This window comes from Bordetella sp., assembly GCF_057362025.1.
Genome location: NZ_JBMQQZ010000110.1, coordinates 1 through 23,342 on the forward strand (window position 1 = coordinate 1; position 23,342 = coordinate 23,342).

Below are 23,342 nucleotides of genomic sequence, written 5' to 3' on the forward strand. Positions count from 1 at the left end.
CCGGCGTGTCGGCCGTGTGCCGCTCAAAGGCGGCCGCCGCGTCCAGCACCTGCAAGGCGACGGGCAGCAGGCGTCGTCCCGTCTCTGTCAGGATGGCTTTCTGGCCGCTGCGATCGAACAGCGGTTGGCCGACGGCGGATTCCAGCTCGCTCAGCCGCTTGGACAGGGCCGAGAGCGACAGGTGGATGCGTTCGGCGGCGGTGGCAAAGCTGGTGCAATGCGCCGCCCACCAGAATGCTTCCAGCTGTTTGACGGAAGGCAGGGCCATGGGTCGGCTTCGAAAAAAGCGAAATAAGAAGTTCGAAATATATCGCTTTTAGCGTAAACAAGCCCGGCATAAAGTAGCTCCCGGTCTTCATCGCCGACGAACGCCATGCCTTCCGCTCCCGAATCCGCACCCGCCAGCCCGCGCGCGGCGCTTTCCCCGCCTTGTCCCCGGCCGCCCGCCATCCTGGCCCGCATGCTGTCGCTGGGGGATTTCGAGCACGCCGCGCGTCGGCGCCTGCCGCGCCCCATCTTCGGCTACATCGCCGGGGCGGCGGAGGAGAATGCCTCGCGCGACGACAACCGCGCGGTATTCGATGAATACGCCTTCGTGACCCGGGTGCTGCGCGATGTGTCGCAGCGGTCGCAGGCGGTGGAACTGTTCGGCGAGCGCTACGCGACGCCCTTCGGGATCGCGCCCATGGGCATCGCGGCGCTGTCCACCTACCGCGGCGATCTGGTGCTGGCGCGCGCCGCCCGCGCGGCCGGCATCGCGGCGATCATGAGCGCAACGTCGCTGGTCCCGATGGAAGAGGTTGTCCAGGCTTGCCCGGGCACCTGGTTCCAGGCCTATCTGCCGGGCGACCAGGCGCGCATCGATGCGCTCATCGATCGCGTGGCCCGCGCCGGGTTCACTACCCTGGTGGTGACGGTGGACATCCCCATCTCGGCCAACCGGGAGAACAATGTGCGCACCGGCTTCTCCACGCCATTGCGGCCCAGCCTGCGCCTGGCCTGGGACGGCCTGGTACGCCCACGCTGGTTGTTGAAGACCGTCCTGCCCACGCTGGCGCGGCACGGTATGCCGCATTTCGAAAATTCCTTCGCCACGCGCGGCGCCCCTATCCTTTCGTCCAATGTCCTGAGAGACTTCTCCGCTCGCGATAACCTGAGCTGGGATCACATGGCCGCGATCCGGCGCCGCTGGCAAGGGCCGTTGGTGGTCAAAGGGATTCTCAGCGTGGAGGACGCGCGCATCGCGCGACAGATCGGCGCGGATGGCGTGATTCTTTCGAATCACGGCGGCCGCCAGCTCGACGGCGCGGCCTCGCCGATGCGCGTGCTGGCGCGGGTGGTGGACACGCTTGGACCCGCTTACCCTGTCATGATCGATGGCGGCTTCCGGCGGGGCTCCGACGTGTTGAAAGCGCTGGCGCTGGGCGCGCGCATGGCTTTCCTGGGCAGGCCTTTCAACTACGCGGCCGCGGTAGCGGGCGAAGCCGGCGTGCGGCATGCCATCGACCTGCTGCGGACGGAGATCGACCGGGACATGGTCATGCTGGGCGTGAAGGCATGGGCGGAGCTGGGCCGCGACGCCTTGCTCCACAAAGCCGCATGCCGGTCCCAGGAGTGAAAGCCGGGCCTGGGCGGCAGCGGGAGCATCCATGCCGCGCAGTGCGTATGGACGCCTCGCCGCCATCCGGCCCGGAGATGCCCTAGCGCGGTGCCTGCAGCAGCTTGGCCAGGTCCGCGGCCGGCATCACGTCCGCATACTTGCTGGCCATATCGAACAGGTTTACCGCGTGGGATACTTGCGAGCGGTCGTACACCGCGTCCTGGGGCACGACTACCTTGTAGTTCAATGCACACGCATCGACGACGGTGGCCCGCACGCAGCCGCTCGTGGTGCAGCCAGTCACCACCACCGTATCCACCTGCAGCCCCACCAGATAGCTGGCCAGTGAGGTGCCGTGAAAGGCGCTCGCCTGGCGCTTGGGAATCAGGATGTCTCCCTCGCACGGCGCCACGTCCTTGACGAACTCGTAGTCCGGCGCGGGCACGTCCATGACGCCGGGTACCTTGGCTTCGAATTGCCCGCGATCATGCGACCGCTTCGGCGCGACATGCGGATACAGCACCGGCGCGCCGATCTGGCGGAAGGCAGCCAGCAGCCGCGCGATGTGCGGTACGGCCCGCCACCCGTATTCGCCGCAACTGGTAGACATGGTTTCGATGGCCTGTTCCAGAGGTTGAGGCTCGTAGCCCATCGACCGGTATTGCACATCGATGACCAGCAGGGCCGGCCACCGGCCGATACCCGTGGGCGCTCCCCAGCCTGCCTTGCGATAGATCTCCAGTTCGCTGGCGGGAATGATGCCATCCCAGGGACGCGCGCGTTGTTGCACCGCTTCAGTCATGATTCAAATCTCCACCGTCGTCGCGTCGTACTGAAGCAGCCAGTCGTAGCGTTCGCGCACGGCTTGCATCGACCAGTTCGTGTTGATGTAGGGCCACGCGGTTTCGCTATCGCGCAGCTCGGTGCTATGGAAGATGCCGAACATATTCAGCGATTCGGCCTTGGTGCGGTTCGCGCGTTCCACGCGGGCGCGGTCGTAGCGCTTCAGGGCCTGGGGGATATCGTCGCCGCCCTGCTCCAGGCAGCGCGCGAGTACATAGGCGTCCTCCATCGTCAGGTTCACGCCCATGCCCAGGTAGGGCGTCATGGAATGGCAGGCGTCTCCCACCAGGGTGACCTGGCCTTCCGACCACCTATCCAGCGGGTCGCGCACGAAAAGTCCCCAGCGGAACAGGTTCTCCGAGCCCACGAACAAATCGATGATGTCCTGGTGCCAGCCGTCGAAGTCCTTCAGTGCATCGGCCAGGTCGCCCTTTTCCGACCACGACTCGGTATGCCATGTATCGCTATCGACCTGCGCCGAGAAACTGACGAATTGCTCGCCATTGCGCTGGACGGGATAGGTCGTTACATGCGCGGTGGGTCCGACCCATGTGGACGCCAGGGGCTCGCGATGCTGCGGCTTCAGCTTGTCCATGGGTGTCAGGCCGCGCCAGGCCAGGGCGCCCGTGTAGCGTGCCGGCGCGGGGCCGAACAACGATTGGCGGACCCGCGAATGCGCACCGTCGCAGCCGACGACCACGTCGCCTTCGATATGGCTGCCGTCGTCCAGCAGCAGGCGCGCGCGCCCATCGATCGTATCCGCACCCATCGAGCGTACGCCGAAATGGACCGCGTCCGGCTTGAGCGCAATGACGGCTTCATACAGCACGCGCTGCAATTCCGCGCGCAGTACCTGGATCAGCGTATGGTCCGCCTTGGAGGGCGCATCGCCGCGGTTGTAGACGGATTTTCCTTCGCCCGTCTTCCAGTAGCGGATCAGGCGGTCCTGCGGCGGCAAATTGATGGCCTCCAGTTTCTCTTTTAGGTCCAGTGCCGCCATTACCTTGGCGCCGTTGGCGGAGATCCACAATCCCGCGCCTACTTCGCGCAGCTCCGGCGATTGCTCGTAGATATCGACGTCGAAGCCTTTCTTCAGCAGTGCGAGCGCCAGCGTCAGGCCGCCCATTCCGGCACCCGCGATGATTACGCGCTTTCGCGGCCGGGTATTCGTGGAGTTGGACATGGATCCTCCTATTGATAATTGTGTGGGTTCCGGACGAGGTCCATGATGGCCTCGAGAATCTTGACGTAGCCGGTGCATCGGCAGATGTTGCCGCGCAGATAGTGGCGCACGGTTTCCTCCGACGGGTGATCGTGGCGCGCCAGCATGGCCTTGACGGCCAGGATCATCCCGGGCGTGCAGAAGCCGCATTGCAACGCCCCGTGGGCGATGAAGGCGCGCTGCACGGGATCCAGCCGCTTGCCGTCGGCCAGTCCTTCGATGGTGGTGACCTCGCGCCGGTGCGCATCGGCGCACAGCGTCGTGCAGCTGGACGTCGGGTTGCCATCCACCAGCACGGTGCAGGCCCCGCATACCTGCACGTCGCAGGACCGCTTCGTGCCTTTCAGCCGCAGCCTTTCGCGCAGCACGTCGATCAACATCTCGCATGGCTCGACGTCAACCGATGTGGCGGCACCGTTGAGCTTGAAGTCCACGCGCATCAGGGGGATATCGGGTTCGGTATGGCTCATGGCAGGCAGGCCTTGATTGCCCGTTCGGCGAGAACGGAAACGAGATGGCGCTTGTAATCGGCCCCGCCGTGCAGGTCGTCGTGGGCCTCTATCGCTTGCGCGTCGGCCGCGACGGCGCTCCGCAGGCGTGTCCAGGTATCCTCTGACGGCAGATCGGCGGGAAGTGCGGCGGCGGCATCTTCCGCCCGTGCCAGGCATACCGGGCTGGCGGAGATCGCGCCCGCCCAGAGGCTGAGGCGTTGCGGGTTGTCGGTCGACCAGACGGCGGCCACACCGACCGCCGGCCGTTCGGTATGGCCGAAAGAGCGATAGGCCGATCGTGTCCCCGCCGACGGCGGCGCGATTTCTATCGAGGTCAGGACCTCGTCGTCATCGCGCGCCGTCATGAACTCGCCTACATGAAAGTCCCGCGATGGCACTTCGCGCTCGCCATTCGGGCCGCGCAGGACCATCCAGGCGTCCAACGCACAAAGCAGGGTGGGCGCATCCGCGTGCGGTTCGGCAAAACACAGGACGCCGCCCAGCGTGCCGGCGATGCGTACCCGGATGTTGGCGACGTGTTCGCTAAGCTCGGCATACCCCGGCAGCCGTTCGCGGATGATCGGATCGTTGGCGAGCGAATCGTGCGATGTCAGCGACCCTATCGAGAGCGTGCCATCGTCTCTCAGCCGCACGCCTTTCAATGCCGGGATCTGCTTCAGGTCGATCACGTGTTCATAACGCAGCACGTGCGCCTTCAGCGCGACCAGCAGCTCCGTGCCGCCGGCATGGAAGGTCGCGGCGTCGCCATGTTCCTTCTTCAGCCTGATCGCTTCATCCAGGTCCTGGGGCCGGTGCAAAAAGAACTTCTTGGGCCGCATCAGTCACTCCGCCTGCCCAGGCTGGCGGCCACGCCCAGCAGGGGAGCGGCCAGCCACCACCAGGGCGATTCGCCGAATGCGACCGCGCCGTGGGCCACACCGACGGCCACGGCGACGTTGATGCCCAGCCGCGGCCACAGGAAGACCAGTTCGGTGACGCCGGTCCTGCCGGCAGTCCGGGGCGGCGCCGCGTGGCCGGGCTCGATGCTTCGCGTGGAGCGGTGGCGCGGCGGCGGCTCGGCGGCCGCGTCTTGCGCGCGGGCGGGGCCGGCGACCGCATCCGCCGTTGTGGCAGGCGCGTCATGCGTCGCGGCGTATGTCCCGGATGCGCTGCCGTCCAGGCCCTGAAGCTCCGCGCGCAAGCGCGCCTCGAATTCGGCGAACAACTGCTCCGACCGCTTGCGGACGATGGGGTAGCCCAGCGACGCCAGGCGGCCGGCAACCTGCATGCTGGCGCCGACGTCCAGCTTGCACAGAACGTCCTGGCCGTCGCGCTGTTCCTGCAGATTCACCACCATCCTGACGTCGATGGTCGTGCCCGTGGCCTTGTCGGTACCCAGCGCTTTCAGCGCGACCTGTCGTTCGATCTCGTAGGATTCGATGTCGATCTGCGTCGGCACCTCCAGCTTGAATGGCCCGATCTTCTGCCGCATGACCGCGGAAAAGGTCTTTAGTTTTTCGACCTCCTCGACGTTCTCGCAGCCGGGGATAAGCGTGGCGACCCGTTTTACGTCGAAGAAGATGGCCCACAACTGCGAGGCCGTCGCGGGCAGCAATGCATCGATTCTGAAGTCCATGGCGTCGGTGTCTATTTATCGGAGTTATCGGGCTTGTCTTTCAGGTTCTTGTCGCGCAGCGCGCGCCAGACGCGTTCGGGGGTCAGTGGAAGCTCTTTCAACCGTATCCCCCATCCCTGGAACAGCGCGTTGGCGACCGCGGGTGCCACCGGCAGGATCGCGCCTTCGCCGCCGCCGCGCGCGCCGAACGGGCCGGGCCCGTCGCCGCTTTCTATCAAGGCGGTGCCGACGTGTTCGGGTACTTCCTCCATGGTCGGTACCTTGTAGTCGAACAGCGTCCCGTTCACGACCTGGCCGTCTTCGTAGATGTATTCCTCCGACAGCGTGTGCCCCAGGCCCATCACCATGGCGCCCTCGTCCTGGCCTTCCGCCGCCTTGGGATTGATCACGTGGCCCAGGTCGGCCGCGCCGCCCGCGCGCAGGATGCGTATCGCACCGGTGTCTTCGTCGACCGCGATCTCGAACGCGCCCGCGCCGGTTTCCCAGAACAGGGGCTGCAGCTTGAACGCGCCATCCTTGGTGTTCGGATCCACGCGTCCCACGCCCAGGAATTCGCCGGCGGCCATGCCGTTGAAGCGGCGCAGCAGTTCAATGAAGGGGATGGCGCCGTCCGGCCCTTCGACCGCGCCCTCCGCCAGCTTGTAGTGGTCGGGCGATCCGCCCAGCATCTGCGCGGCGATATCGCGCACCTGGCGCAGGATGTCCTCGCAGGCGAGTTGCACGGCCAGGCCGATGATGACGGTCGAGCGGCTGGCGCCGGTGCCCCAGTCATAGGGCGCCTGCAGCGTATCCGGCTGTGCCACGGCGATCATCCGCAATGGCTGGTTCAGCGTCCTGGCGGCGATGATGCGCAGCACGCCGCGACTGCCTTGTCCGATCTCGACCGTATTTGCCGAGACATTGACCGAGCCATCCGCGCGCAGCCGCACGATGGCGCCGCCCACCGGCATGATGCCGGGGTCGGTCGCGCCCACCGCCACGCCCAACCCCCGCCGTCCCGCATGCCGGGGTTCCGGCAGCTTCTTCAGCGTATCCACGGCGGCACGCAGCGAGCGCCGCATATCGACATCGAGGGGCCGCAGGTCGTGCTTCAGCGTCTGGCCCTTCCGCGCCAGGTTCAGCATGCGAAATTCGATGGGATCTTGCCCCATGGCGTCGGCGATGATGTCCATCTGCGACTCGGTCGCCCACACGGCCTGCGGGCCGCCGATGGAACGGAACGCCGCGCCGGGCACGGTATTCGTATAAACGCCCACGGCCTCCAGGCGCAGATTCGGAATGTGATACGGCCCGATCGCGCGGATTGCGGCCTTTACCGCGATCGACGGGCCCGTGTCGGCGTAGGCGCCACCGTTCACGACCGCGCGCACCGTTTTGGCGACGATCCTGCCGCTTTTCTCGACGGCGGTCTTCAGCGTTACCTCCGCGTCCAGGCGACGGCACGTCAGCATGGATTCGGCGATCGTCAGGCAGACACGCACCGGAGCCCGGGCTTTCCACGACAGCGCCGCCACCAGCGGATCGATTTTTACCGACGCCTTGCCGCCGAAGCCGCCGCCGACGTAAGGAGAATGCACCCGCACGCACGCCAGCGGCACGCCCAGTATTTCCGAGCACACGCGCTGGATGGCGGTCGGCGTCTGGCCGCCGCTCCATATCTCCAGCGAGTTCGGTTTCCAGTGCGCGAGGCAGACGTGGGGCTCCATCGCATAGTGGAAGACCATCGGGAAGGTGAAGGTATCTTCGAACACCCTTACCTCGTTCCGCTCGTTCTGGAACACCTTGTCGACGTCGCCGCTTTCATAAGCCCATTGCTGGAAGCAATTGGTCCCGGGTGTCGGCGTGCAATGTCCGCGGAAGTAATAGTCCTTCAGGACATCCATCTCTTCATGGATCAGCGCGGCGCCTTCCGCAAGCGCCTCCTGCGCGGTCGTGGAATGCGGCAGCGTTTCGTAGCTCACGACGATGGCATCGAGCGCCGCTTCCGCCGTGGCCTCGTCGACGGCCGCTACCGCGGCGACCGGGTCGCCCACGTAGCGCACCTTATCCAGCGCGATCACCGGGCGATCGCGCAGCGACAAGCCCCATCGGATCTCCGTTCCCGGCATATCCCGCAGGTCTTCGCCCGTCAGCACGGCCACCACGCCAGGCATCGCCAGCGCGGCGCTCGTATCCAGCCTGGCGATGCGAGCGTGCGGCACGGTGCTGCGCAGGATCTTCCCGTGCAGCATGTCCGGCACCTCGACATCGCTGGCATAGACGGCCGCGCCGGTGACCTTCTCCAGATAATCGGCGCGCGGTTCGGCGCTCAAGGAGAACTGCTTGGAATGCATGGGATATGTCCGGGCTTAGTCTTCGAGCGAGATCTTGGAACGCGCGATCACGTCTTTCCACAAGGCGGTTTCGGCGGCCTGGCGCTTGACCACGGCTTCCGGGCTGCTGGACGCGGGCTCCACGCCGACGGCGCCCAATCGTTCCCGGGTCTCTTTGGACCCCATGGTCTTTGCGATTTGCGGGACGACCTTGTCGAGCACGGTCTGGGGTACGCCCTTCGGCGCGTACAGCGCGAACCAAGTCACCGCCTCGAAGCCGGGCAGCGCGCTTTCGGCCAGGGTGGGAACATCGGGCAAGGCCTCGGAGCGTTTGGCCGTGGTCACTGCCAGCGCCTTCAGCTTGCCCGACTTGATGTACGACAGCACCGCGGGGCCTTGCTCGATCGCCATCACGACGCGTTCGGCGATCAGGTCCACCACCATGGGCGAGCTGCCTTTGTACTGCACGGGGAACACATCGACGCCCGCGCGCTGCTTGAACAGCTCCATGAACACGTGCTGCGAGGTTCCCGTGCCCGCCGAACCGTAGCCGAACTTGCCGGGGTTTTTCTTCAGGTAGGCGATCAGTTCCTGGATGGTGTTCACCGGCAGCGTGGCGGGCACCACCACATACGAAGGATTGAAGCCCAGGATGGAGACCGGCTCGATCTTCTGATAAACGCCGTCCATGCGCTTGCTCAGCAATGGCAGGATCGAGAACATGGAAGAAGCGCCGATCAGCATCGTGTAGCCGTCGGCAGGAGTTCGGGCGACGTAGTCGGCGCCGATGATCCCCGAAGCGCCGGCGCGGTTGTCCACCACCACCGATTGGCCAAGCGTGCTCAGGCCCGCGGCGACCGATCGGGCATACAAGTCGGTGGCGCCGCCCGGCGGGTAGGGCGCCACGATCGTGATCGGCTTGCTGGGGTACGTGTCGGCCTGGGCCGTGCCCATCAGGCAAAGAACACATGCGAGGCTGGCGAAGGCCTTTTTCAAACCTGGGTTGCTCATCGTTAACTCCCCTTGAAGGTTGCCGGACAGGGCATCGGCATGCGCTCCCATATGCGTCCGTTCTGTTTAGAAGAACGTTATTCTGTTGGACGGTACGCTACAATGTCAACTAGGACATGCACTGAATCGAGCAAATAAATGTCGGAAGAACAGGAAAGCGACACGAAGCAGGGTGGCGTCGCGGCGGTGGAACGGGCGATCGCGATACTCAACGCCTTCCACGCGGGCGACAGCTCGCTGACGCTGAACGAGCTCGCGCGGCGAACCAGGATGTACAAGAGCACCATCCTGCGTCTGCTGACGACACTGGTCCAGGAACACTGCATCGTGCGCTTGGACGACGGCAGTTATCAGCTCGGTTCGATGCTCTTGCATTGGGGCGGGCTGTATCAGTCGGCCCTGAAGCTGGACGACCATGTGCCGCCCATCCTGCGCAGGCTGGTGCAGGAGACCGAAGAGGGCGCTTCTTTCTTCACGCGGGAAGGCAATCACCGGGTGTGTCTCTTCCGGGTGGATTCGCCGCGCTCCATCCGCGATCACATTCGTACCGGCGATCTGGTGCCGCTCGACAAGGGCGCGGCCGGCAGGGTTCTGACCGCCTTCGACCCCACGATCACGCCGCCGTCCAGGACGCCGGAGCAGCCCTACATCATCACCGTGGGCGAGCGCGAACCGGATATCGCGGCGATCGCCGCGCCTGTGTTCGGACCGCAAAAGCATTTGCGCGGCGCGCTGGCGCTTTCCGGTCCGGCGGCGCGGTTCTCGGTCGAGCTGCTGCCTTCCATGTCGGCACGTCTATTGGCTGCCGCGGCGGATCTGACGCGCCGGCTGGGCGGGGATGCGTCGATATTCGATAGTTGGCACGCCAAGACCCGGGCCGCCGCTGTGGGCGAGACGACGCGCGGATAGCGGCCGGGCGCCATGCCGCCCGGTATTCATGATCCTTGCCGCGTTGCGCGCGCGGATCGTTCAAGCATGACGTTCAACGCGCATTTCGGGGTGGACGACATCGCCGTCCTGCAAAATCTGCGTGTCGTCCAGCCACAGGCTGCATTGGCGCATCGGCAGATCCAGATGGCAGGCCGTATCGTTGTCCCCGCCGACCTCCAGGTTAGGTCCCAACGAAAAAAGCACGTTCCCATAGAACGCCAGCGCATTCATCACATGCTCGGTCTGCAGCTGGCGCGTGACCGAGAACTGATACCACCGCGCTTTCTCGTTCAGCCCCCAGCCGATGTGAGAAATCGCATAAGCGCGATCGTCATGGAAGCTCTTGATGTAGCTATCGATCAGGTGCGCATCCATGCCTGATCCGGCTATGTCGACGACATATCCATCCTTGATCTTCAACGTCACCGGCGACTCTACGTACTTCTTGAAGGCGCAGAGAATATCGCCCGGCTGCAGCACGACCGTGCCGTTCACGCCCCCATCGTTTCCCTGCGTGAACGAAAAGCCCGACGGGAAGTGATCCCACCGGCCGGGCTCGAAGGTATAGCCGTATTCGGAAATCACCGGGTACTGGCCCAACTGATACGTCACATCGGTGCCGGCGGCGGAAGTGAATCGCAACTGCCTGGCTTTCTCCATGATGCCCTTGGCATATTCGACCCGCCGCCGCAGATCTTCCGTCGGGAACATCTGTTTCAGCACATGGAACGGCTCCATCACCCGCAGGATCCGCACGCCCGCGGCCTGGATCTCTGCCTGCTCGCGTGAAAACAGCAGCCCCACCATATCGATCACCATATCCGCCGATTTCAGCGTGCGCATGGCGAGTTCGTTGCCCACCAGCGGATGGCGACCCTGCACGCCAACCGCATTCTGCTGTTCGCGGCGTACGTTCAGATTGAACGTCTTCGCGCCCAGGGCTTGGGCAGCAGCCATGAACGCGAAGGCGTTCTCCTGCCATTCATCCCCGGCGGTCAATACGATCAGCGACTCGCCGGTCTTGACGCCGCAAAGCGTCAGCTCTCTGGTAAACAGTTCCAGTACTTCCGCGTCGACTTTCAACCGGGGTTCCCCTCTGTTTCGATATGCTTGGAAAGAATGCCGGCCAGGGCGTGCTGGAACGCTTCGACGTTCTCGGCCTGCATCTGGTGGCCGACGCCGGGCAAGCGTGTGGCGTTCAGATCGCTGCGCAACTGCTTCATCTCGGCGACATCGTCTTCGGATACGACGCCGCCTTCTCCGGCGCAAAGCAGGGAAACGGGCGCTTGGGTCCGCGCGAGATCGGCGAAGATGTCCTGGTTGTGGAAGTCGTCGTAGGCCACATGCACGGCGCGTTCATCGCATGTGGATAGCCATTCCGCGCGGAGCCGCTGCAGGTCGTCCGGCCATGGCGCGGCGCTGCCGCCTTGTATGGCTTGCATGGCTTCGCCGCGATGCGCGGCTTTCAATAGGCCTACGGTCCTTGCCTTGGGGATGGGGTAGGGCCGCCGGCCGGGGCCGCTGGTCGGTGGGTCGATCAGCACCAGCCCGCCGAAAACCCCAGGTGCCTGCACCGCCGCGCGCAGCGCGATCCTTGCGCCCATGGAGTGGCCCAGCACGATCGGGCGATCGAGCCCCTTTGCCTGGATGAACGACACCACATCGCGCGCGCATGCATCGACGCCATAGTCCAGATGCGGCCCCGCCTCGCTCAACCCGCGGCCGCGGACGTCCATGACATAGCAGTCATGGCGATCGGCCAGCCAGTTTCCGATGTGGCTCCAGAGGATCGCCGGGCTGACGATGCCCGGGACAACCAGCACGGCGGGGCCGTTGCCCGCAAAGTGCAGGTAATGTTGCCGGATGCCGTTCGCCCGGATATGCGCGCCTATTCGCTGAATCACACTTCGTCCTTGGCAGTGCCTGCCGCAGCCCTTCGCGGAGCCATTGTGCGCGATGCATGCCTCTCACGCATTGCTGGCTACGTTATGCACAGTAGAACGATATTCTATCAAACAGAAAGCGGCCGTCAATAGTGAGCAAGGGGAACGTCGCCGATACTGCGGGCAACTGATGGCGGTTGTTTCCCGTAACCGTCTCAGGCCGATAGAGATCGATGACCACCCTAACATCGCTGCCCTATGCTTTTTCGATTGCACCCGTGCCTCCTTTTCCGATCTCTGTTGACGCGGCGAGCGCATCATCCATGACCGCGGTTGGCGCGGCCCAAAAAGCCGAAGCCCTGCTGGACGCGGTGGAAGCCGTCCCCACGCTGGCAAGGGAGTCGCTGGACGATGGCGCGGCCAGGCTGCGGGCGCGGATTGCCGCGGTGCTGGACACCTACGTGCGCGAGGCCGGCCTGGGCGAAAAGCGGGCCGAAGCGCGACGCCGTATCGATGCCGCCCTGGCGCAGGGGGACGCGGGCAAGCTGGACTTGAGCAACCTGGGCCTGCGGCAGTTGCCGCCTTTTCTGCCCAACGTCGCCGAACTCAATCTATCCAGGAACCGCCTGACCAGCCTGCCGATGTTGCCGTGCGGGATCCACACGCTGCTGGTCGCCCAAAACCAACTCGAAGCCTTGCCGGACATTCTCCCAGGCAAGCTGGACAGGCTGGACGTTTCGTACAACAGCCTGACGGCACTGCCGGAAACCTTGCCGGCGGGCCTGCGGATTCTCGACGCCAGCCGCAATGCCTTGCGTGCCCTGCCATCACGGTTGCCGCTGGGCTTGATCGCCTTGTTCTTGCAACCCACCCGCGGGCCCGATCTTACCCAGGAGGCGGCCGATCACATCGCATTGCGCGGCAACCGGAGCATATTCAATACATCCAACGTCACACCGGCGGCGATGTACATCCGTGCCCAGGCGCGCGCCAGCGAGACGACATGCCAGTCGGCTTACGACGCCTACCTGTCGCGCGCGCTGGCCGCGGCGGCGTACCCGCCTCTTCAGAAACGATAGGCAGCGTTAAGGCGGAATGTCTGCCCGGACGTGTTGCCCGTGCGGAACAAGGTGTCGTAGCTCGCCGCCACGTCCCACTGCTTGCCGACCTGCATGCTCAGGCTCAGGCCGGCGGTCAACATGCCGCGCGAGGGCGTGGCGCCGGGAACGGAGAATCCTGTTCCGTCCGCCGACGTGACCGATACGGCGCGGCTGGTATCCAGCGTTTCGTAGGCGTAAGCGATACGGCCTTGCAAATGCGCCGGCTTGGCGCCCAAGCCGTTGAAGCCATAGTCGGCGGTAATGCCCACGTACGGTTGCAGGCTGTGAAGATCCTGGCTTCCCACCGATAGGCTTTGGCTGTCGAGCCCGCGTTCGCCGAACGCGTTGCCGTGGAAGTATTGATAGCGCAGTCCCACTCTCGGAGTGATCACCGTGGGCCCGGCCCGCAGCGGCAGGCTGGCTTGCAGGCCGGCCTGCGCTTCCTGTCCGTCGTCGGTGCCGCGCGCGGTGCCCAGGTCGCCGAAGTTGCGGCGGGACGAGATGAAGTCGTACGCGCCGCCGATCATGCCGGCGACGTTGACCGCACCCAGCTGCCGGCTGCCGTAGGTCGCCACGCGCAAGGTATCGATCTTGCCGCTGGCATCGGTGCCTTCCCTCACATCGCCATGGCTGTAGCCCGCGGCCACACCGACTGCCCACGGTCCCATATTGTGATCGGCGCCGACGAGCAGGCCATAGCGTTCATCGGTGTTGCCCGGCGCGCCGTTGTTGCCATGCTGGTGCGTGGTGTCGGACGTTGCTCGAACCCAGCCCTGGTAAGCCGGCCGCTCGCAGTTTTCCGTGGCATTGGCCACGCACGGGCGCGCGAGGCGGCCCAGCAAAGTATCGGCCGTGCGTTGGCCTTCGCGCAGTGCGGACGCGCCGATGGCACCGAAGATCGTGGCGTTGGTTGGGGCCACGACGGTCGCGCCATCGCCGCCGCCCGTATCCGCCGTGTCACCGTCGGCGAGCGTCAGATCCACCGTCTTGGCCGACGTAGTAACCGACTGCGCGAAACCGGCGGGCGTGTTGCCAGTTACTGACGCGAATCGGCCTTCGATCGCACCCGCGTCGACCAGGCGATAGGTCGTGGAGTGATAAGTGCCGGGGCCATACAGCAGCGACAATCCGCCGGCCAGCGATGCGGTGCCCGTCACCTTCAACTGCGACGCGCTATCCGGGCTGACGTCCACCATCAGCGTGCCGTTGGACGACTGCATGTAGTCGCCATCCACCGTCAGCGTACCGATGGAACCGCCCGGCCAGACGATGCCTTCATTGACGACGTTGCCGGCCACGGTGCCATGGCCGCGCAGCGTGCCGGTGTTATCCACCCGCACGAAGCCCTGGACTTGCGCGCCTGCATGGTCGGCATCGCCGACCTCCAGCGTCCCCGCGGTCACCCGGGTGCCGCCGCCATACGTATTGGCGCCATTCAGGATCAGCATGCCGGGGCCTGTCTTCAGCAACTGTCCCGCGCCGGAGACATAGCCGGAGAGCGTCAAGGTACGGCCGCTTGCCGTGTTGATCTCGCTGCTCGCGGACAGCGTGACAGGAGCGCCCAGCGTGTAGTCGACGTTCGACGCCAAGGTGCCGCCGGCCAGGTCCAGCGAATCGGTCGCGAATCGGCCGCCGTTCAGAATCAATGTCGCGTTCGGGAAAATGTGGGTGGCGCCCACGGTTTGGGCGCCGGCATCGAGCGAGACCTGGGACACCGTCGAGGTCAGATCGCCGATGTTGAGGGTATCGATATTGGACAGATTGGCCGTGACCTTGGCGTTATCGATGATGTTCAGCGTGTCGTTGCCCGTCAGCCCGTCCTGCGGGTCGGTGATGTCGCTGTTGAACGTGACGTTGTTATCGCCGGTCGTCCAGGTGGCCTGCTTGTCCAGCAGCAGGATTACGCGGCTGTTGGCGGTGTCGTAGGTCAGCGAGGCGACCAGGCCGGGGTTTGTGTCCGTGACCGAACTGAAAGTGCCGGCGATGCCCCCGCTCGCGGTCAGAATGATGTAGTTCGAGGGGTGGGTATACGTGCCGGTCGATTTCACCAGCAGCACGCCGCCCAGCGTGGCCGACCCGCCAATGACGTTCAGCAAGGAGGCACTGGCCGGCGTCGTGAATATGGTCAGCGTCGCGCCGGATTGCTGTGTATAGTTGCCCGCGATCGACAGCGAGCCGGGTGTGCTGCCATCGCCGGGCATGACGACGGCGCCGGATTGTGCCGTGACGTCGCCCGCGACAAATCCCGTGCCGGCCAGCGTCGCGCCCGTATCGACCTGGGTGGCGCCGCTGGTCAGCATACCGTTGACGCGCAGCGTTCCCGCCTGGACCTCGGTGTTGGTCGCCGATATGTTGCCGGTAAGCGTCCAGTCCGTGCCGGCCATGGTCAGGTTGGACCAACCGCTGGCTGAGTTGCCGAGCGTGTTCGTGCCTTCCAGCACCAGCACGCCGTTGCCGCCGCCGACGAGGTTGCCCAGCTCCGAGGAGCCGGTTTCCAATTTCAACGTACCGCCCGTGGCACCAAACGACACCGCCGCCTGGCTGGCGGAGCCGGCCTGGATGGCCCCGTAGTTCGTCACCGTTCCACCGGCATCCAGCGCAATGGCCCCCTGGGTTGCACTGAGGATCGTCCCATAGTTCGTGATGTACGCCGGGTTCGCCGCCGATTGGATGGCGGTGTTGAACACGGACTGGATGGTGCCGGTGCCGATGCTTCCCGCCGGGCCGTTCGTTATCGTGCCGCCGTTAAGCAGGATGGCGTTGCCGGATCCTCCCTGGATCAGCCCCGTATTCGCCAGGCTGCCCCCGCCCGTGAGCGTGACTCCGGAGGTGCCGGAGATAAGGCCGTCGTTGACCACCGTGGCGGCATTGGTGAGGTTAACGCCGCCGGCAAAACCGCTGATCGTGCCGTGATTGATCAGGGAGAGGCCGACGGCAGAGGTGGCATCCCCTTCGATGCCGGCACCGGAGGCGCTTATGACTTGCACGCCCGGGTTCACCGTCAGGCTGGTGGTCGATGAGTCCAGGAGATAGGTGGAGTTCAGGTCCGCGCTGATGGTGGTCTGGGCATGCGCAAGCGGCGCCGTGGCCAGGCTTATCCCGATTCCTGCCGGAGCGAGAAGGGCGCGGGAAGAGAAGCGGAGAAACGCCTTACGGCGTGCGCGCGCAGTGCGGGCAGGTTTGGACGGCACTCGGTTCTACCTTGATACGTGGCGCCGAGGAGGGACGCCATGCGTTCAAAGAAATTTTAGTAAACGTTTCAATTGAAACCAATTACAAGAAACTGAAAATTGGCGCCCGCCGCCGCTTGCGTGAGGCTGGCTGGGCAGGGCAGGGGGCTACACCCGCCATGCTGGCCGGCGCGTTCGCGCGGCCTTTGGGCTGGACGGCGCCTGTGCTGGAGGACGTCAGGGATGTCGTGAAGACGGAGCCGGCCAGGCACGGGGCGGTTCCTGACGCCCCACCCTTCAAACGGCGGCGTTCGAGAACGCGCCGGCCGTGCCACTGGGCGCGCAATGGTCGCGGACCCAGCCGGAAAGCCTGGCGGCGATGTCGTCGTTGTTGTCGTCCATCATCATCATGTGGGAGTTGCCGCGCACGCCCTGTTCCGCCAGCAGCCAGCGGCTGACCTTCCCGCCGTGGCCGGCCAGGCGATCGCCATAGGCGTGGCCCGCGGCCACCAGGTCGCGCCATAGCGGGGTGGCATCCAGGAAATCCCCGTAGACGAACAGGAAAGGCTTGCCCTCCACGGCGGCCGCGTCGATGTGCTCCGAGAAGCCAGACGGCTCGATGCCGATCACCGCGCGTACGAGCTGGGGACAGCGCTGCAGGGCGCGCCAGGCGACCTCGCCGCCGTGGCTGTGCGCTACCACGATGCACGGACCGATCCGCTCCAGGACTGCGCAAAAGGCGTCCAGCGCGATATCGTTGTTACCCAGCCAGCGTGGCACGGCATGCTGGATGAAAGTTTCCATCGCCTGCGTCGGAAAGCGCTGCCCCGGAAACGGCTTGCGCTGCGGGTAGTCGGCCGCGGCGCCGAAGCGGAACAGGGACCACGATTCCTCGGCATTGCGGATGATCGGCGCCTCCGGCCATACGCTAACGAACGGCACCCAGCCCGCGCGTCCGCGCTCGACGTTGTCAACCACGTAGACCGCGTGGCCCAGCCGCAGCAAAGCCTGCAGCCAGCCCGTTCGCCCATCCGGCGTTTGCTCCCACATCGCGCCCGTCATGCCGCCGCCATGGAGCAGAACCAGCGGCAAGGGTTGACTCAATTGCGCAGGAATGAAGTACTGCACGTACGCATGTTCGATGTGATAGTGGCCGTTGGGATCGTAGGGGAGCGATGCAGTGCGTGTGAAAGCGACCGTGCGTGCCGGCTCGCCCGTGACGTGCAGCGGCCGGCCACCGGCATAAAAGCTGCCGAAGTCGCGCAGCGGAATCGTGGACTTCCCGGTTGTCGACATTACTTGCGGACCAGCGGACATTGGCTATCGGCGAGCGGCCATGCCAGCGAGTCGCCCGGGATCCGCCGCAAGATGTTGTAGAAGTCCCAGGGCTGCGTGGACTGGGCGGGGGGCTTGACCTGAGCCAGCAGCATGTCGCGCACGACCAGGCCGTCGTCCCGGATACGCGCGTTCATACTGAAAACGTCATCGATGGGCAGTTCCTTCATCTTGCGCATCACGGCGTCGGAGTCGGTCGTGCCGGCGGCCTTGACGGCTTGCAGATAGTGCCGGACCGAGCCATAGACGCCCGCCTGCAGGAAGGTCGGGGGATGTCCCACCCGCGCCTGGAACTTGGTGCTGAAGGCGCGCGTGCCATCGTTCTGGTTCCAGTAAAACGGCATGGTCAGGTACGTTCCCTGCGCGGCCTGCAGGCCCAGGCTGTGGACGTCCGTGTCGAGCAGCAGCATGGCCGCCAGCTTCTGGCCGCCTTGCACGATGCCGAACTCCGCTGCCTGCTTGATCGCGCTGATGGTGTCTCCCCCGGCATTGGCCAATGCGACAACCTGCGCCCGCGATGATTGCGCCTGCAACAGGAACGAGGCGAAATCCGATGCGTTCAGCGGATGGTAGACCGTACCGACCACCTTGCCGCCATTGGCATTCACCACGCTGGAGGTATCGGCCGCCAGTTGTTTCCCGAATGCGTAGTCGGAGGCCAGGATGAACCAACTCTTGAGGCCTTCCTGCACCACCGCGCTGGCCGTGCCGCGCGCCAGGGCATAAGTGGTGTAGGTCCATTGCACCGTGTAGGGAGAACACTGGGCCTGGGTGACTGCAGTCGTGCCGGCGCTGGAGATCAGCAAGAGCTTTTTCTTCTGGGCGGCCAGTGCCTGGACGGCCAGCGCCACGGCGGAATTGGGCACGTCCACAATAACGTCCACACCCTGTGTGTCGTACCAGGTGCGGGCAATGCTGCTGCCCACATCGGGCTTGTGCTGATGGTCGGCATAGACCAGGGTGACGGGTTTGCCCAGCAGCGTGCCGCCGGTTTCCTCGATGGCCATGCGCGCGGCTTCGACCGAGCCCTTGCCGGTGGCATCGGACGTCACGCCAGCCATATCCGTGAGCACGCCGATCTTGATGCCCTGGCTGTCATCCGCGCTGGCGGTGCCCGTGCACAGCGTTGCGGCGGCCAGCACGATTGCGCGCAAAAGTTTGCCGGGCTGTTTTTGTTTTTTTCCGATCTTCATGTCCGGATCTCCTCCTGGATATTCTCTAGAATGCGCTTCTGACGACGCCGCCATCGACGCGAAGCGCGGCGCCTGTCGTTGCCGATGCGGCAGGCGAGCAGACGTAGGCCACCATGTTCGCGACTTCTTCCGGGGTAATGAAGCGCTTCAACAGGGACGTCGGGCGTGCCTGCTCGAAGAATGTCTTCTCGAACTTCTCGAACGGCTCGCCGCCGGACAGCTTGTTGACGAAGTCGCTTACCCCTTCCGAGTTCGTGGGGCCGGGCAGCACGGAATTGACGGTGACTCCCGTGCCGGCGCAGGACTCCGCCAAGCCGCGCGACAGTGCAAGTTGGGCCGTCTTGGTCATGCCGTAGTGAATCATCTCGACGGGGATCTGGATTCCGCTCTCGCTGCTGATGAAAACGATGCGGCCCCAATTGCGCTGCTTCATCCCGGGCAAGTAAGCGCGGGACAGCCGTACGCCGGACATGACATTCACATCGAAGAAGCGTTGCCAGTCTTCGTCGGGAATCTCTTCGAAGGGTTTCGGATCGAAGATGCCGAGATTGTTGACGAGGATATCGATATCCGGATGACGGCCGACCAGCTTTGCAATCTCGTCGGGCTTGGACAGGTCGCCGGCGAAACCCGTAACGTCAGCCGCGGGCACTGCCGCCTTCAGCCGGGCAATCGCATCGGTGACCGAGGCGTCGGTACGGCCGTTCACGATGACGTGCGCGCCCTCGCGCGCCAGGGCCAGCGCGGATGCAAACCCGATGCCCTTGGTCGAACCGCTGATCAGGGCCTGCTTGTTCTTCAGTTGATAGTCCATGGGAGACCTCGGTAAGGGATGTTGCCCCGGCTCTGCTGAACCTGGTGCATCTGCCGAGTGTGCCCGAGTTTGGCGCTTGCCGATATCCCCCCGGCCGGAACCGAATGGGTCAAAAAGACGGGGTGCCCAGACCTAGCAGGCTTTGCGTCAGGGCCGTTCTGAATTGGCCGACGACCATTCCGTACCAGTCGTCTTCGGCGATAAAGAAACTCCGTTTGAGTTCGTCGCGTACTTGATTGCGCAGGGCGGAATGCTCCGGTTCCCGGTTCATGTAGCACCAGTGGTCTGCGCGAATCGCCTCGAGCATGCGCATCAGCGGTACTGTGCCGAATTCCAGCGCGATCGTCGCACCCGTTGAGCGGGAACATTCTTCGTTCAATGCCCGCAGCATGGGGCCATCGATTTCGAACATGACCGAATCGGTACGGACTGGCGATATGACGTCCGCTCCCCACCACGCGTTCGCGATCGGGAACTCCTCATTTCGGCCGATGAACACCTTTTCACAGTTGCCTCTCGGGCCGAGTCCGGTATGAAGGTCGATCCAGGCAATCTGCCGTGACACGCTCGCCCGGATACGAAGGAAATCACGGATCACCGAATTCGACCAGCTTGCGGATGTGCCACCGAAGAAAAGACCCTTCGGCTCATCGTATTGGCCTCTGAAGAGAATCTGGCCATAGTTGTCTTCCCCGATCTCGGCAATCCGGCGTGCCAGACGAGCAGCATTATCTTCATCGGCGGGCCAGGTGGGCGGAAGAAGGATGCCGGCGAGCTCCCGGTATTCCTTGTTCTCTGGAAGTCCGCCATCGAACCGCAGGAAGTTTCGATTCAGGTCGATATTGTCTTCATTGACCCGACGGCCATACGAGAAGCCGTGCGGATTCACGGCATGGACGATGGCAATCGCGATACCGAGATCCTGCGCGCGGGCCAGCAAGGCGTCATCGTGCAATAAGGCAATCTGGCACCCAGACCCGCAGTAGCCTTCGACCCCATGTATTCCTGACGTCACGATTACCAGCTTTCCGGCGTTTTCAGGGCCTATCCAAACGATGTCGGTGGCCAGCGTCTCGCCGTGCAAGCCTTTTCTTGCCGGCAGGATATGTTCCGTAGGGGCCAGGCCGCGTCGATGTGCGGCGGACAGGAATTTTTCTCTTGCTTCCTGATAGCTGGCCGAAAAACACTTCGGGATGTTTACGTCGGGCATCAGGCTCTCCCTAGAGCATCGTTGCGGGGCAGGCCACTTGCTTTATGGCCCGACTCAACCTCGTCGAGGTCGCCGCTGGTGCGATCGTCGATCCAGAATATGACGAGTGTTGAGATCAACGTGATCGCCAGCACGTACCAGACTGGGGCAAACATGTTGCCGGTCGCATGGACAAGCCAGGTAAGGAGAAAGGGGGAAAATCCGCTGAAAACGGCGACGACGGTGCTGTAGACCACCGACAGCCCGGTCGCTCGGACGTGGCGGGGAAACATCTCGGTCAACATGACCAATAGCGCCGGAAACTGTGAGGTCAGAAACACGCTGAGAACGGCGACCGAGACATACAGTTTCGTGGCGGACGGTTCGGCAACCAACCACATGAATGCAGGGAACAGGAGCGCCAGGAGGCACAGGCGCGACCATAGGATGGTGGGCTTTCTCCCCCATCGATCGGCAAGCCGGCCCGAAAGCGGTGCGAAGATGAAATTGACGATGCCGAAAACCACGCCGGCCCAGACCCCAACCTGTACAGGCAGCTTCAGTTCCCGGGCCGCGTATGTGGGCAGATAGAAGGCGATGACATAAATGCCGACTGTGCAGGAGACGAACAGAAGGCTGGCCTGGACCAACTCACGCCAGTGAGTGGAAAATAGAATGCGAATTTTGCCCCGCCGTTCGGTCTGAGCCGCCCCCGGGTCGTCTTCCGAATGCGTTTCGTGCAGTTGGCGGCGGATATACATTCCGATTGGCGCGATCGCCATGCCCAAGACGAACGGTACCCGCCAGCCCCAGCTATCCAGCGCATCCGCCGATAGATAAGAAATGACCGAGCTGGCAACGATGGCCCCGAACATGACGCCGAGCCCCTGGCTGGCGACCTGCCAGCTGGCCATGTATGCGCGGTCATTCCGCCCGGCGTACTCGACGAGGAAAGTGGTCGACGCGCCGACCTCTCCGCCGGCTGAAAATCCCTGGATCAGCCTGGCCGCGACGATAACCAGCGGCGCCAATACGCCGACTTGCGCAGGCGTCGGGGCAAACGCCAACATTGCGCACCCCAGGGCCATCAGGGTGATCGTCAGTCCCATGGCCTTCTTGCGGCCGTGCCTGTCCGCATAACTGCCGATCAGGATGCCGCCAAGCGGTCTTGCCACGAATCCCACTCCAAATCCGGCGATCGCGAGCAGGATCTGCGCATAGGGGCTTAGCGTTGGAAAGAAAATACGCCCGATGGCGCTCGTCATGAATCCGTAGACCGTGAAATCGTAGAATTCCAGAGCGTTGCCTACGGTTATTGCTGCGATCGCTCGCCGCCTGCCCAGTGGTGTGACAGTGGTTGTTTGGTCCATCTTTTCCCCAGTAAGTTTGATTTTTTGGGGATGCTAGACCTTGATAAGGCAGGCGAGAAGACAAGCGCATGTTGGAAGCGATAAGAAATACCTCTCACCCCTGAAGGCGATTGGCGTAGTACCGCAAGCAGTCGAGAAAATTCTGGGCAGCAGGCGTCAGGACGGCGTTTTTTCTCGACACTACGCAGACTTCCAGGGGCGCCAGCGCGCGCTCAAGGGGCAACTCGACCAATCCGTAATGGGGGAATTCGCTCGCCACCATCGTCTTGACAAAAACGCCGATAAGGTCGGAGTTTCCAACCAGTCGCAAGCCCATTGCGGTCGATGTACACGTCACGATCTGGCTGGGAGGCTGAGTATCGCTGTCGGCAAAGAGCTGCTTGAAAAGTGTCGGACCGGTTTCGTTGTCGTATGGCAGGAGCCACTCGGCCGCAGCCAGATCGGCATCCTTGAAGGACTCGAGAATCGGGGGCCCGGCACGCACCGCGGCGATCATCGAGGTTTTGTACAGAACACTCACCTCCCAATCGGGCAATGTTCCAGGAAGCACTTGCGAGACCATGAACTCGACCTCACCGCTCATCAGCCTGGGCAACGAGAATGGGATAGAGGCTTCGTTCAGCTTCACCTCGACGTGCGGGTAGCTTTTCCTGAAATGCGTGAATGCCGGGGGAAGCACGTCCAGGGCGGCGGCAGTTGAAATCGCGATGGAAACCAGGCCCTTCGAGCCATCGCGAATCTGGTCCAGCTCGTTACCCGCCCGCTCTATGTCGAAGTAGATGATCCTTGCGCGCTTTTCGAGTGCCTCGCCGAAGATCGTGGGTACTACGCCGGCGGTGCCGCGTTGAAAGAGCTGTACGCCGAGGCTCGTCTCGAGCTCCCTGGTCGCCTGGGTAACGGCGGGTTGCGTCAGGTTAAGCGCGCGAGCGGCGGCCCTGACGCTGCGATGATCGAATACGGCCAGAAACGCGCGGAGCTGATGGATTTTCACGTATTGCCTCGATATTGCCTGGCGGATATCTCGGTCGTTCGCGTATCAGCTAGGGGTTTTCGTTTACCCCGGATCTGGCCGCTCTGGCAATATGGGCTATTCCCACTGTCCATACCGCGCTGGCATGGACACGTCCCCGGGTCCCCGGCCTAGCCTTTGTATCGTCCCGGCTTGTGCCAGGCGATCAGCATTGCGTTCATCGCGAACGTTCCCAGGGCGGACCACAGTATTTTGGCCAAGGGAAGATAGGCC

The 23,342-nt window shown here is 64.0% G+C and carries 20 protein-coding genes; 3 read left to right on the forward strand and 17 right to left on the reverse strand.

All coding sequences use genetic code 11. The features are described 5' to 3' along the window. Window positions 1-268: LysR family transcriptional regulator (locus ACO1P8_RS25090; RefSeq protein WP_486298553.1), on the reverse strand; the 268-nt coding region annotated here is incomplete at its 3' end. A gap of 105 nt (window positions 269-373) precedes the next feature. Between ACO1P8_RS25090 and ACO1P8_RS25095 the strand changes: the two genes are divergently transcribed. Continuing rightward, a complete protein-coding gene (locus tag ACO1P8_RS25095) occupies window positions 374-1,618 on the forward strand; it encodes an alpha-hydroxy acid oxidase (RefSeq protein ID WP_486298554.1) in 1,245 nt (414 codons plus the stop codon). An 82-nt stretch (window positions 1,619-1,700) separates the two neighbouring features. Here ACO1P8_RS25095 and ACO1P8_RS25100 read toward each other — a convergent pair whose 3' ends face one another. Genes ACO1P8_RS25100 through ACO1P8_RS25130 form a run of 7 tightly spaced genes read right to left on the reverse strand, consistent with a single transcriptional unit; the run spans window position 1,701 to window position 9,115 of the window. After that, window positions 1,701-2,402, reverse strand: coding sequence for an isochorismatase family protein (locus ACO1P8_RS25100; protein WP_486298555.1), 702 nt, complete (start codon window positions 2,400-2,402; stop codon window positions 1,701-1,703). A 3-nt stretch (window positions 2,403-2,405) separates the two neighbouring features. Continuing rightward, on the reverse strand, window positions 2,406-3,626 hold the full coding sequence (locus tag ACO1P8_RS25105) for an FAD-dependent monooxygenase (RefSeq protein ID WP_486298556.1): 1,221 nt from the start codon (window positions 3,624-3,626) through the stop codon (window positions 2,406-2,408). A gap of 8 nt (window positions 3,627-3,634) precedes the next feature. After that, window positions 3,635-4,135 carry a (2Fe-2S)-binding protein gene (locus tag ACO1P8_RS25110; RefSeq protein WP_486298557.1) on the reverse strand — a complete coding sequence of 167 codons (501 nt, stop codon included), beginning with the start codon at window positions 4,133-4,135 and terminating at the stop codon, window positions 3,635-3,637. After that, window positions 4,132-4,995 (reverse strand): FAD binding domain-containing protein, encoded by an 864-nt coding sequence (locus ACO1P8_RS25115; protein ID WP_486298558.1) that lies wholly within the window; start codon window positions 4,993-4,995, stop codon window positions 4,132-4,134. The genes ACO1P8_RS25110 and ACO1P8_RS25115 overlap by 4 nt, the downstream gene beginning before the upstream one ends. After that, a complete protein-coding gene (locus ACO1P8_RS25120; protein WP_486298559.1) occupies window positions 4,995-5,792 on the reverse strand; it encodes an SRPBCC family protein in 798 nt (265 codons plus the stop codon). Before ACO1P8_RS25120 ends, ACO1P8_RS25115 begins: the two co-directional genes overlap by 1 nt. 11 nt (window positions 5,793-5,803) lie before the next feature. After that, the gene (locus ACO1P8_RS25125; RefSeq protein WP_486298560.1) at window positions 5,804-8,125 is read right to left on the reverse strand and encodes a xanthine dehydrogenase family protein molybdopterin-binding subunit; all 2,322 of its coding nucleotides are present in this window, start codon (window positions 8,123-8,125) and stop codon (window positions 5,804-5,806) included. Between the two features lie 15 nt (window positions 8,126-8,140). Continuing rightward, on the reverse strand, window positions 8,141-9,115 hold the full coding sequence (locus ACO1P8_RS25130; protein ID WP_486298561.1) for a Bug family tripartite tricarboxylate transporter substrate binding protein: 975 nt from the start codon (window positions 9,113-9,115) through the stop codon (window positions 8,141-8,143). A gap of 138 nt (window positions 9,116-9,253) precedes the next feature. Here ACO1P8_RS25130 and ACO1P8_RS25135 point away from each other — a divergent pair, with 138 nt between their 5' ends. Further along, window positions 9,254-10,024 (forward strand): IclR family transcriptional regulator, encoded by a 771-nt coding sequence (locus ACO1P8_RS25135; RefSeq protein WP_486298562.1) that lies wholly within the window; start codon window positions 9,254-9,256, stop codon window positions 10,022-10,024. Between the two features lie 60 nt (window positions 10,025-10,084). Here ACO1P8_RS25135 and ACO1P8_RS25140 read toward each other — a convergent pair whose 3' ends face one another. Together ACO1P8_RS25140 and ACO1P8_RS25145 are read right to left on the reverse strand one after the other, a co-directional pair. Beyond that, on the reverse strand, window positions 10,085-11,128 hold the full coding sequence (locus tag ACO1P8_RS25140) for a 2,5-dihydroxypyridine 5,6-dioxygenase NicX family protein (protein ID WP_486298563.1): 1,044 nt from the start codon (window positions 11,126-11,128) through the stop codon (window positions 10,085-10,087). Then, window positions 11,125-11,949, reverse strand: coding sequence for an alpha/beta fold hydrolase (locus ACO1P8_RS25145; RefSeq protein WP_486298564.1), 825 nt, complete (start codon window positions 11,947-11,949; stop codon window positions 11,125-11,127). Before ACO1P8_RS25145 ends, ACO1P8_RS25140 begins: the two co-directional genes overlap by 4 nt. A gap of 302 nt (window positions 11,950-12,251) precedes the next feature. Here ACO1P8_RS25145 and ACO1P8_RS25150 point away from each other — a divergent pair, with 302 nt between their 5' ends. After that, complete coding sequence (locus tag ACO1P8_RS25150; RefSeq protein WP_486298565.1) at window positions 12,252-13,007, forward strand: hypothetical protein; 756 nt, start codon at window positions 12,252-12,254, stop codon at window positions 13,005-13,007. Here the strand turns inward: ACO1P8_RS25150 and ACO1P8_RS25155 are convergent. The 7 genes from ACO1P8_RS25155 to ACO1P8_RS25185 form a co-directional block, all read right to left on the reverse strand. Further along, window positions 12,995-16,219 (reverse strand): autotransporter outer membrane beta-barrel domain-containing protein, encoded by a 3,225-nt coding sequence (locus tag ACO1P8_RS25155; RefSeq protein WP_486298566.1) that lies wholly within the window; start codon window positions 16,217-16,219, stop codon window positions 12,995-12,997. The genes ACO1P8_RS25150 and ACO1P8_RS25155 overlap by 13 nt on opposite strands. Before the next feature lie 276 nt (window positions 16,220-16,495). Further along, window positions 16,496-17,494 (reverse strand): alpha/beta fold hydrolase, encoded by a 999-nt coding sequence (locus ACO1P8_RS25160; RefSeq protein ID WP_486298567.1) that lies wholly within the window; start codon window positions 17,492-17,494, stop codon window positions 16,496-16,498. Further along, window positions 17,494-18,726, reverse strand: a complete 1,233-nt coding sequence (locus ACO1P8_RS25165; protein ID WP_486298568.1) for an ABC transporter substrate-binding protein — start codon at window positions 18,724-18,726, stop codon at window positions 17,494-17,496. The genes ACO1P8_RS25160 and ACO1P8_RS25165 overlap by 1 nt, the downstream gene beginning before the upstream one ends. Window positions 18,727-18,751: 25 nt before the next feature. Next, window positions 18,752-19,540, reverse strand: coding sequence for an SDR family NAD(P)-dependent oxidoreductase (locus ACO1P8_RS25170; protein WP_486298569.1), 789 nt, complete (start codon window positions 19,538-19,540; stop codon window positions 18,752-18,754). A 109-nt stretch (window positions 19,541-19,649) separates the two neighbouring features. After that, a complete protein-coding gene (locus ACO1P8_RS25175; protein ID WP_486298570.1) occupies window positions 19,650-20,750 on the reverse strand; it encodes a M14 family metallopeptidase in 1,101 nt (366 codons plus the stop codon). After that, on the reverse strand, window positions 20,750-22,099 hold the full coding sequence (locus ACO1P8_RS25180) for an MFS transporter (RefSeq protein WP_486298571.1): 1,350 nt from the start codon (window positions 22,097-22,099) through the stop codon (window positions 20,750-20,752). Before ACO1P8_RS25180 ends, ACO1P8_RS25175 begins: the two co-directional genes overlap by 1 nt. Window positions 22,100-22,193: 94 nt before the next feature. Continuing rightward, on the reverse strand, window positions 22,194-23,090 hold the full coding sequence (locus ACO1P8_RS25185) for a LysR family transcriptional regulator (RefSeq protein ID WP_486298572.1): 897 nt from the start codon (window positions 23,088-23,090) through the stop codon (window positions 22,194-22,196). Window positions 23,091-23,342: the final 252 nt, after the last annotated feature.

What these genes read in the sequence shown, in the direction of transcription:
- ACO1P8_RS25130 (WP_486298561.1), bottom strand. Translation starts at nt 9,115, where the DNA reads ATGAGCAACCCAGGTTTGAAAAAGGCCTTCGCCAGCCTCGCATGTGTT.
- ACO1P8_RS25160 (WP_486298567.1), bottom strand. Translation starts at nt 17,494, where the DNA reads ATGTCGACAACCGGGAAGTCCACGATTCCGCTGCGCGACTTCGGCAGC.
- ACO1P8_RS25095 (WP_486298554.1), top strand. Translation starts at nt 374, where the DNA reads ATGCCTTCCGCTCCCGAATCCGCACCCGCCAGCCCGCGCGCGGCGCTT.
- ACO1P8_RS25115 (WP_486298558.1), bottom strand. Translation starts at nt 4,995, where the DNA reads ATGCGGCCCAAGAAGTTCTTTTTGCACCGGCCCCAGGACCTGGATGAA.
- ACO1P8_RS25180 (WP_486298571.1), bottom strand. Translation starts at nt 22,099, where the DNA reads ATGGACCAAACAACCACTGTCACACCACTGGGCAGGCGGCGAGCGATC.
- ACO1P8_RS25170 (WP_486298569.1), bottom strand. Translation starts at nt 19,540, where the DNA reads ATGGACTATCAACTGAAGAACAAGCAGGCCCTGATCAGCGGTTCGACC.
- ACO1P8_RS25165 (WP_486298568.1), bottom strand. Translation starts at nt 18,726, where the DNA reads ATGAAGATCGGAAAAAAACAAAAACAGCCCGGCAAACTTTTGCGCGCA.
- ACO1P8_RS25125 (WP_486298560.1), bottom strand. Translation starts at nt 8,125, where the DNA reads ATGCATTCCAAGCAGTTCTCCTTGAGCGCCGAACCGCGCGCCGATTAT.
- ACO1P8_RS25105 (WP_486298556.1), bottom strand. Translation starts at nt 3,626, where the DNA reads ATGTCCAACTCCACGAATACCCGGCCGCGAAAGCGCGTAATCATCGCG.
- ACO1P8_RS25100 (WP_486298555.1), bottom strand. Translation starts at nt 2,402, where the DNA reads ATGACTGAAGCGGTGCAACAACGCGCGCGTCCCTGGGATGGCATCATT.
- ACO1P8_RS25175 (WP_486298570.1), bottom strand. Translation starts at nt 20,750, where the DNA reads ATGCCCGACGTAAACATCCCGAAGTGTTTTTCGGCCAGCTATCAGGAA.
- ACO1P8_RS25150 (WP_486298565.1), top strand. Translation starts at nt 12,252, where the DNA reads ATGACCGCGGTTGGCGCGGCCCAAAAAGCCGAAGCCCTGCTGGACGCG.
- ACO1P8_RS25110 (WP_486298557.1), bottom strand. Translation starts at nt 4,135, where the DNA reads ATGAGCCATACCGAACCCGATATCCCCCTGATGCGCGTGGACTTCAAG.
- ACO1P8_RS25120 (WP_486298559.1), bottom strand. Translation starts at nt 5,792, where the DNA reads ATGGACTTCAGAATCGATGCATTGCTGCCCGCGACGGCCTCGCAGTTG.
- ACO1P8_RS25135 (WP_486298562.1), top strand. Translation starts at nt 9,254, where the DNA reads ATGTCGGAAGAACAGGAAAGCGACACGAAGCAGGGTGGCGTCGCGGCG.